Origin of the sequence: Paenibacillus sp. WLX1005, assembly GCF_046603685.1 — a bacterium.
Lineage (GTDB): Bacteria > Bacillota > Bacilli > Paenibacillales > Paenibacillaceae > Saccharibacillus.
In genome coordinates, this window is the sequence record NZ_CP176756.1 from 1034068 (window position 1) to 1047893 (window position 13826).

The 13826-nt window shown below is 47.1% G+C and carries 10 protein-coding genes and 2 riboswitches; of the genes, 4 read left to right on the forward strand and 6 right to left on the reverse strand.

The genetic code is table 11. The features are described 5' to 3' along the window. The first annotated feature begins 150 nt into the window (after nucleotides 1–150). The gene (locus ACE3MZ_RS04550; protein WP_411345303.1) at nucleotides 151–975 is read left to right on the forward strand and encodes a rhamnogalacturonan acetylesterase; all 825 of its coding nucleotides are present in this window, start codon (nucleotides 151–153) and stop codon (nucleotides 973–975) included. A gap of 499 nt (nucleotides 976–1474) precedes the next feature. Beyond that, the gene (locus tag ACE3MZ_RS04555) at nucleotides 1475–3223 is read left to right on the forward strand and encodes a methyl-accepting chemotaxis protein (RefSeq protein WP_411345304.1); all 1749 of its coding nucleotides are present in this window, start codon (nucleotides 1475–1477) and stop codon (nucleotides 3221–3223) included. Nucleotides 3224–3487: 264 nt separating this feature from the next. Here the strand turns inward: ACE3MZ_RS04555 and ACE3MZ_RS04560 are convergent, their stop codons facing one another. The 4 genes from ACE3MZ_RS04560 to ACE3MZ_RS04575 all read right to left on the reverse strand — a co-directional run bounded on the left by ACE3MZ_RS04560 (nucleotide 3488) and on the right by ACE3MZ_RS04575 (nucleotide 7227). Continuing rightward, nucleotides 3488–3640, reverse strand: a complete 153-nt coding sequence (locus tag ACE3MZ_RS04560; protein ID WP_411345305.1) for a DUF1540 domain-containing protein — start codon at nucleotides 3638–3640, stop codon at nucleotides 3488–3490. 320 nt (nucleotides 3641–3960) lie between these two features. After that, nucleotides 3961–4797 (reverse strand): 1,4-dihydroxy-6-naphthoate synthase, encoded by an 837-nt coding sequence (locus ACE3MZ_RS04565; protein WP_411345306.1) that lies wholly within the window; start codon nucleotides 4795–4797, stop codon nucleotides 3961–3963. Further along, on the reverse strand, nucleotides 4798–5478 hold the full coding sequence (locus tag ACE3MZ_RS04570; protein ID WP_411345307.1) for a futalosine hydrolase: 681 nt from the start codon (nucleotides 5476–5478) through the stop codon (nucleotides 4798–4800). A gap of 180 nt (nucleotides 5479–5658) precedes the next feature. Continuing rightward, nucleotides 5659–7227 (reverse strand): methyl-accepting chemotaxis protein, encoded by a 1569-nt coding sequence (locus ACE3MZ_RS04575; protein ID WP_411345308.1) that lies wholly within the window; start codon nucleotides 7225–7227, stop codon nucleotides 5659–5661. Between the two features lie 533 nt (nucleotides 7228–7760). Here ACE3MZ_RS04575 and fdhF point away from each other — a divergent pair. Together fdhF and ACE3MZ_RS04585 are read left to right on the forward strand one after the other, a co-directional pair. Continuing rightward, complete coding sequence (gene fdhF / locus ACE3MZ_RS04580; RefSeq protein WP_411346692.1) at nucleotides 7761–10739, forward strand: formate dehydrogenase subunit alpha; 2979 nt, start codon at nucleotides 7761–7763, stop codon at nucleotides 10737–10739. Next, nucleotides 10723–11298: a DUF1641 domain-containing protein gene (locus tag ACE3MZ_RS04585; RefSeq protein ID WP_411345309.1), complete on the forward strand. Its 576-nt coding sequence runs from the start codon at nucleotides 10723–10725 to the stop codon at nucleotides 11296–11298. The genes fdhF and ACE3MZ_RS04585 overlap by 17 nt, the downstream gene beginning before the upstream one ends. A 287-nt stretch (nucleotides 11299–11585) precedes the next feature. On the opposite strand, the gene ACE3MZ_RS04590 is transcribed toward ACE3MZ_RS04585, so the two are convergent. Together ACE3MZ_RS04590 and ACE3MZ_RS04595 are read right to left on the reverse strand one after the other, a co-directional pair. Then, nucleotides 11586–12392: a transglutaminase-like domain-containing protein gene (locus tag ACE3MZ_RS04590; protein ID WP_411345310.1), complete on the reverse strand. Its 807-nt coding sequence runs from the start codon at nucleotides 12390–12392 to the stop codon at nucleotides 11586–11588. A gap of 14 nt (nucleotides 12393–12406) precedes the next feature. After that, a riboswitch (cyclic di-GMP riboswitch) is annotated at nucleotides 12407–12496 on the reverse strand. Between the two features lie 48 nt (nucleotides 12497–12544). Next, a riboswitch (cyclic di-GMP riboswitch) is annotated at nucleotides 12545–12635 on the reverse strand. A gap of 173 nt (nucleotides 12636–12808) precedes the next feature. Next, complete coding sequence (locus ACE3MZ_RS04595; RefSeq protein ID WP_411345311.1) at nucleotides 12809–13453, reverse strand: class D sortase; 645 nt, start codon at nucleotides 13451–13453, stop codon at nucleotides 12809–12811. Between the last annotated feature and the right edge of the window lie 373 nt (nucleotides 13454–13826).

Here is a 13826-nt window from a genome sequence, read left to right on the forward strand (position 1 = left end):
CATCGAATGTATCTATCCTTTTCTATTTTCTACAAAATATTGTTGTGCAATGAGTACTCATTCGCTAATATAAAATCAGGATCATAGATACGGTGTAAGCTTGCATCGTATGATCGGAGTACGTATTTTATTTACGAAAGAGGGACTGGATTGAACCGGATATCGTATCAACCTGCACGACGTTATATGCTGCTGCTTGTTGCTCTAGTATTGCTTGTTGGTTTATGGATTGCTATGGAAGCTTCGGCAGACAAGCGCACTCCGCATGCACAGCCTGTCGTGTACATCGCTGGTGATTCGACCGTGCAGACGTATACATCGGATCAACAACCGCAGGCAGGTTGGGGTCAGATGATCGGGCATTATTTTGATACAGGTATTGTGTTCAGCAATCATGCGATTAGCGGGCGCAGCACGCGTACGTTTATACAGCAGGGGCGGTTGGACGAGATTATGAATGAGATTCGACCGGGCGATTATTTGCTTATCCAGTTCGGACACAATGATGCCAATACCGCCAAGCCTGATCGATATACGCCAGTCAACGAGTATGGTCGGCTGCTGCGTGATTATGTAGAACGTGCACGTCAGAATGGAGCAACACCGGTGCTGATTACGCCGATGGGTACACGGGATTATAACGCGCAGGCAGGTGGATTCACGATTAGCTTTCCGCAATATGTGGAGAAGATGAAGCAAGTCGCTGCCGATACCGATACACCGCTGGTCGATCTGAGCACAAGTAGTGTTGCGTATTACAACCAGTTGGGTGAAGACGCTACGAAAAAGCTATTTTTGTACGCTGAACCCGGACAATATCCGGCTTTCCCGAATGGCGCACAGGACAATATTCATTTTCAAAATAAAGGTGCTGATCAGATGGCGCGTCTGGTCGCTCAAGGAATACAGCAACTCAGTATCCCACTCGCCAACCATGTACAATCTGCTACCCTGCATGTCGATTCTACGAATTGAAGTTGGCATGTGGATGTCCAACGCTAAATGTTGAACGTGCAACAACCTTTCATCCTAACAAATGGCAATGATCCTGCATGATCATCTTGCTTCAGCAAGCATAATCTATAACCGCCGCATATCCGCGTACATGTACCGGATTCGGCGGTTATTTTTGTATAGGTGCACATCGACTACCCGCACAATATTCATCTATTCTACATCCAAAACACATCATTCTCTATAAACTTCATATTCATTAATATACGCGCACAAACTAGTTTTTATCCGAATTATAACAGTGAATTCTACTCTCCAAGTTAACTTGCTTATTATCCTAATAAACCATAAAAAATAAGCGGTTTTGACCGATATAGTTACAGAGTGATTCCTAATATGAAAAGGATAACGAATCTATACACATAATTCCTGTGACAATCATGATTGGCGTATCGCTCATGTATTGGTGTCGTAGAGCAATGAACAGTATGGATTCGTTAATGATCTGGGAGGATGTAGGGTGAAATTATTCAAAATTAACAACTGGAGTCTGACTGTGAAAATGTTGATTCCAGTCATGATTGTCATACTGGCGCTGATCGTCTTTTCCGTATTGTCATTGCGCAATCTGGAGACGATGGGCAAGCAGTTGACTAGCTCCCTGTATGATCGAGCGTACAAAATCAGTTACCTCGTACTGAATGCCGACCGTGATTATTATCAGGCAATGGTCGCCGAGACGCTGCTGACGGATCTGCAAAATGAGCAGCAAATCAAGCTGCAAACGGACAACTACAACGATAACGTCCAACAGGCATATGATCGTATTCAACAAGCACGCGCTATTATGGAGCAGGACCATGATGCATTTGCGGCTTACAAAGACGCAGATACTGGGAAAAATGTGTTTGAACTGCTGGACGGGTTCAATGAGAATTTTAACACTTGGAAACAGGAGTTTGATGTGGATCAACGCCGATTTAGCAACTCTGCCAATTCGGATGTGAAGTTCGCTGCTGCACGTGATAATCTAGAACGTCTGGAAGCTCTGATTGATACGTACAGTCAGGATTCCATCGGTAAAGCAGCCACACTGACCAGTCATATGACATTGCTAACGTACATTCAGTTAGGTGTGATGCTGCTGATCTCACTGCTGATCATTTACTTTATTATGCGCAATGTTAGAAAGAGAACCAAAGACACATTGGAGCTGATCGAACGTACAAAACAGTTTGACCTGACGTATGCCGGTCATTTGACTCCCTATTTGACCCAAAAAGACGAATTTGCTGTGATCATCCAAGCGTTGGGTGAAGCACGCAAAGAATTCAGAATGATGTTTGGGAAAGTGATTGATGAGAGCGGTAATTTGCAAGGCATCATTCGTACAGTAGAAGAGCGGATGAATACGTTGGAAGGCAGTATGCACGATATTTCCTCCACGACCCAGCAGTTATCCGCTGGTATGGAAGAAACAGCTGCTTCTGCTGAAGAGATGAATGCGACGTCTAACGAGATCGAATCGGCTGTTCATTCTGTAGCTGACAAAGCGCAGGACGGTGCCAAAGCTGCCGAGCAATTGACTACGCGTGCCCATGAATTGAACCGCCAGTTCCGTACTTCGTACGAGAAGAGTACAGCGACGTATCAAGTTGCCAGTGATAGTCTGGTACAAGCACTGGAAGAATCCAAATCAGTACAGCAGATCAATTCGTTGGTTTCATCGATTATCGATATTGCATCTCAGACCAATCTGTTGTCGCTGAATGCAAGTATCGAAGCGGCACGTGCAGGAGATGCCGGTCGTGGATTTGCCGTTGTAGCTAGCGAGATTAGCAAGCTTGCCGATGATTCCAAGCTGGCTGCCGATCAGATTAACAGCATTACCGGCACCGTAATTCGTTCCGTCGATAATCTGTCGCAGAACTCCAATCATCTGCTGGAATTGTTCCGCACTGATATTCGTGGTGATTATGAAATGATGCTCAGCTCAGCAGAACAATATGCGAGCAGTGCGCAGGAGATCGATGATATTGCCAGCGACCTAAGTGCCACGTCCGAACAATTGCTGGCATCCGTTGAGAATGTCGTCAAAACGATCCAAGAGATTTCTATCGCTGCCAACGAAGGTGCGGAAGGAACAGGTCTGATCGCGGAGAAAGCGGACGATATTGTTCAGCAGGCTGCCCATGTTAGTGAGCAGATGCAGGTATCCAAGCAAGGCGTAGAAGACCTCGCAGGCTCCGTATCCAAATTCAAGCTGTAAATATCTAGTGATTGATTATCTTTCTCAGAGGCTGCCATTCTTCACGGAAATGGCAGCCTTTTGTATATAAAATATAGGTAGAACCTTGCTGGAATAGCCTTTGTATATGTAATTTTAGTGAGGAAGAGAGCAGGTTCTCAATCTTTTCTCAACAAATTTGCAAAAACCTATTGATAATAATAATCATTGCTGATAGAATGTAAAAAGAAAGAAGGAACTCGGCAAAGTCCCTTCTTCCAGTAAAGCTATTGAGTTAAGTAATGCTTATTTCTTTTCAAATGTTTGACAATCTGTTTCTTGAGTTTCTGTTGTTTCTTGTTGAGCGTGGCTCACTACAAAGATTGTTTCAGCAGTACATTTATTCTGTTCTGCCCAGTGAGTACAGCTGTTTACTTCACACAGTACGCCTTGTGCCATGATATTTCACCTCCGTTATTATAATGGATGTACACTTAAGAAGTCCCTTCGGCAAAAGGGGCTATTTTGCGTTGATGAAGAAAGATTCATCAGCAACACCAGTATACATCATATATAACCCATTTGGCAAACCATTTTACCACTTTGAGCAGAAGTTGTCACAAACATATAGCCCCGATTGTCCAATAAATGGCGATCGGGGCTTTTTGCTGTACTTTTTCAGAGGGAAATATTCACTTGTATCGGCTATAAAGCAGTTGTAGCGCTGCTATCTGCTATCACATTGGTATAGAGATATGAATACAGTACGGTAAGAATCCTTATTTGCGCAGCAGACTGAGATCAAATTGTGGGACTAACCCTTCACGTGCAGCTCGTCCCAGTAACGCTTCGATCGCATTGTAACCATCTTCACCGAGATCGCGGGTGAACTCGTTAACATACAGATCAATATGCGAATCTGCTACATCCGGGTCCATCTCCTGTGCATGCTCCATAACATAAGGGCGCGATTGCTGTGGATGTTGCCATGCGTATTCTACCGAAGCACGCGTCCATTCCGCAATTTGCGCAGTATCCAGCGAACGATGAGCAATGATTGCACCAAGTGGAATCGGTAGCCCGGTATCTTGTTCCCACCAGCTACCCATATCTTGTAGCAAGGTCAGACCATAGTTCTGATACGTGAACCGGGCTTCGTGAATAACGAGTCCAGCGTCGATGTGACCGTCGCGAACGGCAGGCATGATCTGGTCAAATGGCATTACGACCACTTCGCCTATGCCGCCCGGTACATTTTGCGCTGCCCATAGGCGGAACAGCAAGTAAGCGGTGGAACGCTCGCTTGGCACAGCTACTTTTTTGCCGGACAATGCGGCTGCATCATTCGCTTCGGGGTGGTTGGTCAGCACAAGTGGTCCACAGCCGCGACCAAGTGCGCCACCACAAGGGATGAGTGCATAATTGTCTAATACCCATGGTAGAGCGGCGTAGGAGATTTTCATAACTTCTGGTCCTTCGCCAGCCGCTGCCCAGTTATTCGTAATATCAATATCTGCATACGATACATTGAGTTCCGGTGCGCCTGCGACCAGACCGTGCACCCATGCATGAAATACAAACGTGTCATTCGGACACGGGGAAAACGCGATATTCATTTACAGCACCTCCGCTAAAATACGGCTTGCTTGCGTTAACGATTGCAGCGCAGCCGGGATGTTCCAACTGTCACGATCACGCGGACCGACAGCATTTGAAATGGCGCGTAGCTCCAGCACGGGCAGTTGAAATGCCTGTGCTGCCATAGCTACGCTAAAGCCTTCCATACCTTCACAGGCAGCATTCGGAATACGTTGCAGCAATGCTGCCGTGCTAGCAGCCGAGCCGGTTGTCGTGGATACGGTTAGCGCCGAACCGATATGCACCGAGAGCCCTGAGGAGGTAAGCGCCGTCGCCAGTGTAGCATTGTATGCTGCATCACTGGTCAACACCGATTGTCCAAATCCCAGCTCATCGACGGAGATGAAGCCCTGTTCCGCCGTTTCCGAACCAAGGTCGGCAGCGATGATCTGATCTGCCAGTACGATGGAGCCGATGGAAGCGTGTGGAGCAAAGCCGCCGCCGATTCCTGCGCTAATCACCAGATTGTACGTTTGACCTGTCAGTGATAGTGTTGTCGCAACAGCTGCCGCCGCTGGACCGACACCGGCTGCTTTGACGGTAATACGTGACGCTGCTTCTGCTGGAATACCGCGACGAATCGCTTCGCATTCCGCTTCCACTGCCGCCATGATCAATATATGGTTGTTCCGTGAATGATCCGGATGGGGAGTGTTCATGCCTGATTGCCTCCTTGTTCATGCCCGCCTTGCGACAAGCCCATCCTTTAACGTTACTCCTAATAAAACACAAAGTAAAGCCTCTGCGGCTACAGAAATGAACGGTAGCGACAGAGGCTATAGGTCGGATCGGTATTGCTTTGGTCTGGAGTGCTATTGCGTTGGATTGTTATCGTTTTCTTATTCTGCGCGCAGCTGTTCAATGACACGCTGTAATCCGTCGGACGCTTCATTTAGCGTATGAGCAACAGTCATATTTTCCTGATTGACGGCATGTTGTCGTGTGGCGAGCTGGCGTGCGTCTTTGCAATTGGTCGTAAATTTGCCTGCGATCTCGGCGATGCGTTCGACAGCACCTACGACCTGTGTGGAGGTGGAAGACATTGCCTGACTGGATTGTAAAATATGCTGTACACCGGCGTCCACATCAGCAGCATGCCCCCAAATTTTCTCCAACGATTGCTTGGTGCTGCGGGTCGTTTCCATACTGGTATCGAGGCGGCTAGTTACCTGATCCATGGAGCTGGCAGATTTCTCGGTATCGGTAGTCATTTCGGACAGGAATGAGGTGATCTGAGTCGCGGAATCGCTGGATAGATGAGCAAGCTTCTGAATCTCCTGTGCTACGATCGCGAAGCCTCGTCCTGCTTCACCGGCACGTGCCGATTCGATAGACGCATTCAAGGCGAGCATCTGGGTTTGGGAAGCAATTTCTTGAATGAAGCTGGTGATTTTGGAAATGTTTTGCGAGCGCTCTTCCAGTAGACGGATATATTGACGGGATTGTCCGATTGCTTCACGTAGCGCGGTCATATCCTGATTCATTTGCTCCAGATTGCGGTTGCTGAGTTCGGCAAAATTAGCGGTTTCGGTAGAGCGGGTGGAGACCATAGAGGTCGTTTGAATGATGCTGTCGATCTGCTGATTGGTCTGATTCATCGCATTCATCGTCAGCGTTGTCTGATCAGTTTGCAAGGAGGCACCGTAACATACGCCATCGATCTGTACATTCATTTCTTCACTATGACGAGCAGCTGCGGTAGAACTGTCCTTTAACTCACCGGAGCTGTGGGCGATGCGGCTGGATACGTCATGTAGACGTTGAACGATGGAGTCGATAATGCGGCGGCGTTCCTGCTGTTTCTCCAGTCGTGTTTTGGCACGGTAGCGCTGACTGGTGATAATCTGGACACTGACGGCAATAGACGTACAAATGAGGAAAAAGGCGTGTACGATCAGCATTTCTAGCGAGTAGCTATCCGTGCCGAAAATAAAACGTGGAAAAGAGAAAAAGCCGATTAGATGCTGCACAGCGAACAAGATAGTGGCAAGTGACAGCAGCTTGATACTTTCATAGAAGCATAGAATGGCGATAACCATGAAGATAGAGAAGTGAAAGACGGCATCGCCCTGACCGCCGGAGATCATGGACATGCTGCTAAATACGAGCGAGAGCGTATTGAGCACAGCGACTTTGAAATCGGAAGGCTTGCGAGCGTACATCCAATAAGCGAGTACGAGTAGGACCGCCGGCACCAGCAGCAGGAAGTTTAACCAATCCGAGCTGCCATGTACCGGCATGGTCCCCGTCATTCCAGGCATATCGCTCATCGAATGCTGCATCCCCGCAAAGATTTGTAACTGACGGGCAAGAAAATGAACCAGCAGTGAAACGATAAATACACTGGCTGAAATGTATAGCATGATTTTATTTTTCTGTGCACTCATTTGATTTTTCTGTGTAGTCATGTGGTACTCCCCCTGAACATACATAATCAATCATCGGGACGAAACGACGGAGCGGCAATGTCGGCTGCGACCTTCATTCCGTTACTTGGACGCAGTCTGCTGTTACCTATATCGGCACGGTTGACCGAAATTTTTTAGCTTATTCATTTAATTTTTCATAAAAATACATAATTAGGAATTTGGAATTTGATAATCGACATCGGTCGACAGGATTCGCTTTGTTGCTCAGTAGATAAGGCTATGCTTGGAATGGTGAGTGTTTATCAGTACAGATCATGAACGTCTATTACAGATTGCAAGAGTCGATTCTGAGCGTCAATTCATAGAAAGAATCAAGCAGAACTACTTTATATAAATAATATGTAAAAAAATAAATATCAAATATAGCCAACTAAAATGCTTAAATTTTAAATGTAAGGGTAATAGATGATCAAAAAGCTCTCTGTCGTAAGTTGGGCAGTCTATCGTTGTGCCTTAATATGAAATGTAAAATCATCCGAGAAAGCTTCCGCTGAGGTGAACATCCAATGAAAATGCAATCCAATGAACCTATCGTAATTCACGTAGACGGTCAGTCTGTCGTAGCGCAGCCGGGCATGACGATCGTGCAGGCAGTGAATACGGCGCCCGATCTGTACATTCCGCAAATTTGCTACAACGAGCAATTGGGACCGATCAACACATGCGATACCTGCATGGTTGAAGTGCAGGGCGAGCTAGTACGCGCATGCAGCACACCCGTAACACCGGGTATGCGCATTACCCTTCAAACAGATCTGGTCAAAGACGCACAGCAAGAGTCGATGTCCCGTATTCTGCGGAATCATGAATTGTACTGTACCGTTTGTGACAACAATAACGGCAACTGTATCGTGCATAATACGACCGAGAAGCTGGGCATTGAACACCAGACGTATCCGTTCCGCAACAAGCCGTATGAAGTGGACAATACGAATCCTTTTTACCGGTATGACCCGGATCAATGTATTCTGTGTGGTCGCTGTGTGGAAGCATGTCAGGATTTGCAGGTGAATGAGACGCTATCGATTGATTGGAGTCGTGAACAGCCGCGTGTCGTCTGGGATGATGATGTGCCAGTGGATCAGTCTTCCTGTGTATCGTGCGGACATTGTGTCACCGTATGTCCATGTAATGCGTTAATGGAAACTTCGATGCTGGGCGAGGCAGGCTTCATGACCAATATCGATAACAGTCTGATGGAGCCGCTGATTGATCTGACAAAAGCGGTGGAGCCGGGCTATTCCAGTATCTTTCAGATTTCTGAGATGGAAGCGGCGATGCGTCATTCTCGTATCGAAAAGACCAAAACGGTCTGCACGTATTGCGGTGTAGGATGTAGCTTTGACATTTGGACAAAAGATCGCGAGATTCTGAAGATCGAGCCGTCTGTAGATGCGCCGGTGAACGGTATTTCCACTTGCATCAAAGGCAAATGGGGCTGGGATTTTGTGAATAGCGAGGAACGATTGACCCAGCCGCTAATTCGTCAAGGTGACCGGTTTGTGGAAGCGAGCTGGGACGAAGCGCTAGCACTAATCGCGGAGAAGCTGGGCGGGATCAAAGAACAGCATGGCTCCGATGCACTGGCGTATATCGCTTCATCCAAATGCTCGAATGAAGAAAATTATATTTTCCAAAAATTCGCCCGTTCTATTATGGGTACGAACAATGTGGATAATTGCTCCCGCTATTGCCAATCCCCGGCAACATCCGGTCTGATGAGAACAGTTGGCATGGGTGGCGATAGCGGTACGATCAAGGATATTCAACAGGCAGAGCTGGTTATGATCGTCGGTGCTAATCCGGCAGAATCGCATCCTGTCTTGGCGACACGAGTCAAACGCGCGCACAAGCTGCACGGGCAAAAGCTGATCGTCTCCGATATCCGCAAGAATGAAATGGCAGAACGTGCCGACCTGCATCTGCATCCAAAACCAAGCTCGGATCTCGTCTGGCTGTCCGCAGTAACGAAGTACATCATCGATCAAGGCTGGGAGCATCGCGAGTTTCTTGATCAGCATGTGGAAGGCTTTGACCAGTTCCGCGATTCGCTGTCTATGTATACGCTAGACTATGCTGAGGAGCATGCCGGTCTGTCACGCGAAGAGATCATTCGTACGGCTGAGATGATTCATCAAGCAGACACCGTATGCATATTGTGGGCGATGGGCGTGACTCAGCATCGTGGCGGTACAGATACATCGACTGCGATCTGTAATCTGCTGCTGACGACGGGCAATTTTTCCCGTTCGGGTACAGGTGCCTATCCACTGCGCGGACACAACAACGTACAGGGCGCTTGCGATTTTGGTACGATGCCGAACTTCTTCCCCGGTTATGAAAAGGTATCGGATGACGATGTGCGTCATCGGTATGAGCAAGCATGGGGCGTGACCTTGCCATCCGAGCCGGGCATGGATAACCACCAGATGGTCGACGGCATCAAAGACGGCAAAATCAAAGGCATGTATCTGTTCGGTGAGGAAATGGCGTTCGTCGATTCCAATTCGAACTTTGTGGAAGAGATGTTTGAGCAGCTCGACTTCTTCGTCGTACAGGATATTTTCTTCTCTCATACAGCACAGTATGCCGATGTGGTGCTACCTGCATCGCCAAGTCTGGAAAAAGAAGGCACCTTTACGAATACCGAGCGCCGGATTCAGCGGTTCCATCAAGTGTTGGAGCCACTAGGCAACTCCCGTCCAGACTGGGTGATCATTCAGGATGTAGCGAATGCACTGGGCGCAAACTGGAGCTACAGCCATCCATCCGAGATTATGGCGGAAGCTGCCAGCCTGGCACCGATCTTCGCAGGTGTTAGCTATGAACGTCTGGAAGGCTGGAACAGTCAGGTGTGGCCGGTGAAGCCAGATGGCAGCAGTACAGAATTGCTGTATACCGATGGTTTTGCATTCCCGAATGGCAAAGCACGACTGTTCCCGGTGGATTGGACAGAGCCGCTAGAATCAGAAGCAGAATACGATCTGCATCTGAACAATGGACGCTTGCTGGAGCATTTCCATGAAGGCAATATGACGTATCAGTCTGCCAATATTCGCCACAAAGTTCCGTCTACATGGCTGGAAGTATCACCAGAGCTGGCGGCAGAGCGCGGGATAGAAACAGGTGCCAGCGTTCGTCTCCTGTCCCCATATGGTCAGGCAAAATTGTCAGTTGTTGTTACAGATCGGGTAAAAGGCAAGGAACTGTATTTGCCAATGAATACTCAGCATGCTAGCGAAGCGGTCAATCGACTGACAAGCAGTCATACGGATCATGTCACCCATACGCCAAGCTACAAAGAAGTTCGTGTGAAAATGGAAGTGCTGGAAGATCGCGGCGTATCTCCACTGCCATCTGTCAATCACCGCTTTGCGACACGTCATCCACAGGTGAGTGTACGAGTGGAAGAGAAATGGAGACGCGAAGACTACGAGCCGGTAGCTGATACAATACGGAGGGAGCGTGCCCAGTATGGCCAGAGCCATTAACAAGATCGAACGACATGTGCCGACCGAAGCAGAACTACAGGCAGAATCGCTAACCCAGATCATCGGAGCAATCGCTGACAACAAGGAAGCAATTCTCAAAACGGTCGATATTGTCAAAGAACTGAACGAAGCCGGTGTATTGGATATTGCCAGTGCTGCGCTCAAGAATCGCACCGAGGTCGGGATTCACGGCGTTAAGCTGATCAATGCGCTCAATGTGCCACCACTGCTGCGCAATTTATTTACACTGACCGAAATGGTTGGAAGTATCGATCCAATCGAGATGAATCGTTTGTTATCAGCACTCGGTAACGGTCTGGAGCATATTAGCGAGATCGATCCGACAAACAAGCAGTATGGTGATCATTTTGACAAGGAACCGCCGGGTATGCTGGGATTGCTGAAGACGATGCGTGATCCTGATGTGCGCACGACGCTGGCATTTGGACTGCATTTTCTGAAGGCGATGGGCAGTGAGCTGAACAAACCGAAGCCAGCGGAGGAAGAAGTTATTCCGAATCCATCTGGCAAAGAGCATAAGACAAATATGGAAGTGTAATAAGGAAAAAGGCGCCTGTCTCGACATGAGATAAGGCGCCTTTTTCCTTTGCTGAAATCTGTTCATGAAGTACAAGGATCATTCATTGCATCTGAAAGAGTACTCTATTGGGAGGAATGCTTTATCCGAAGCATCACTTACTCTATCTTAACAATTACTTACTCTAAAGTATGACAGCTACTTAGCATTGGGTAGAGAAGTACGTCATTTCGATCTGCAAGCGACTAGTTGCATTGTGTGAACAGAATATGATGCACGGAATAATCGGTATATGGTGAACCGGATGATTAGTATACTTTAGCAGCTGTATATTGTGCGCTGTCTGTAGTCAGCGTTGTTTTTTTGCCGCCTTGTTTCATGCTGGCATCAACTGTTGTATCGATAGTCGACCATTTGCCATTCAGGAACACTTCGTTCCATGCATGGTATTCTTTGACGCGTGTTGTTGTACCCATTATCAGTTTGGCAGGGATGCCAACGCTACGCAGCATTGCTGCATTCAGCGAAGCGTAGTCGTAGCAGATGCCTTTGTTCGAAGCTAGTGTTCTGTCTGGGCTAGGAATATAGACAGTTGGCAATGCGCTGGCAAATGCATAATCGTATTTTACGTTAGATGTGATGTAGTCGTAGATTGCTTGCGCTTTTTGAGTATCGGTAGTTGCATTGGCAGTCAGCTGCTGTGCTTTGGCGATGACAGCGGCGCTATCTTTCCAATTGACGTTTTGAGTAGAAGCGAGGTAGACAGAATTTTGATCAGCCAAATCCAGTTGCAGCGAATCTGTGCCAACTTTCTTATAGTTGTTACCGGAAGTATTTTCCAGTAACGTTACTTCGTATGTGCCGTTGCCTAGTTGCAGTGGGAACGAAGCAGCGCTAACGGTATTGAGATCGTAAGTGTAAGTGGTGTCGTTTTTGCTGATCATGACTTTGGTGCGGGCAGTGTTATCCGGTGCATAGTTGACCGCGATATAACCGCTATTTAGGTTGGATGTATCGAGCCAGTTGGCATCGGTAGTAGCAGCGAAGGTGGATACGGGTGCAACAGCTAGCAAGGTAGTAATAGCTGCGAGGCAGGTGAGGGCGAATGTTTTCATGGTTTAAAACCCCTTTCGGTAGCTGGCTGCCAACCCGAATTCTGACCGGGGGAGGCCCTTTAGCTTTGCGTCACTATCTTTCGATAGTTTTGCCATTATCGTCTAAGTTTTATATTAATTGGTAATAAGAAGAGACAAAAAAAGCTATTTCATTCGGCAACTGGCTGCCAACCCGGATGAAGATATGGGTAAGGCCCTTTAGTTTTGCGTCCCTGCTTTTCAACAGGTTTGCCCTTATCGTGCAACAGCTTCGTTACATATGCGACAAGTTATTTAGTTAGGTACATGTGTGAAAATGTGATGAAACAGTAAAGTTACTGGATTACCATAATTAAATGATAGCACGCCCTATATTTTTCGCAATCAAAAAACGACAAAGTACGCGAAATGAATAAATACAGGGCGAGGAAATGTGTCTAACTTTGCAAATCGGTACGGTGAGCGTGGACGATCAGGCGGTGGGTGGGGTTGATCAGCGGATCGCAGGTTACAAGGGTCAGCTCTTGTTCTTTGCCATTGCTGTTCAATACCGCAACATCGGTTGGTTCGACAATCTGAATGTTGTCGACGGTGTAGTGATACGTCTTGCCTTTGGCTTCAATCTGAATGGTATCGCCGTTCTTCACTTCGTTTAAACGGTTGAAGAGACGCCCATATTTATGCGCGCGGTGCGCGGCAACGGCAAAATTGCCGATTTCTCCAAGCTGATTCGTTTCGGAAATGTGGACAGCTGCACTGCGCATATTGTCGCGAGTGGCGCCTTCGATAACCGGCAGCTTTACATCAATGACCGGAATTGTAATAATCCCAATAATATCACCCTCTGATGCTGCTGGTAGGGGGTCATTACTACTATTATCGGCAGACGCTCCTTCATTTAGTAGAGCATTTACGTAAGAATATTCTTTTTTTAATTTGCCGTCATTCGTGCTTGCCGTTTCGCTTTGTTCCGCTGCTGTCAACAAACGTTCTTGCTGCCAGTCGGCATACCATTCACTTGCTTTGGGGTATAGAAGCACGGCAATGCCGAGCAGGATAAGTACATAGGACCACTTTTTCATAGGTCATTTTCCGCCTTTCAGGTAGCACTTTCGCTTGATTATTCAAGAGTAAGAGGTACATTAGATGCGCCTCTGTCCTTATTATTAAAGCCATCTGACCAAATTTATTCAAATGTTGCGCAAATAAATTTGAATTATTTTCCATGAAAATAAGTTTCAAGGAGTATGTATGTGCAAATTAGAAATGGTAAGTGATTGCACAACATATCCAAAGAAGCACTTAGAGTATATCAGATGCAGAAATGGAATGACATCTGTCGAACGTATGGAAAATAAGCACGTAGTTATGCAGAAAATCTGCTTTATGGCAGGTTCTTTATCGTGAAAGCATGCTATACTTTATCAAACAGTATAATGTTATGTTGTATTAGAT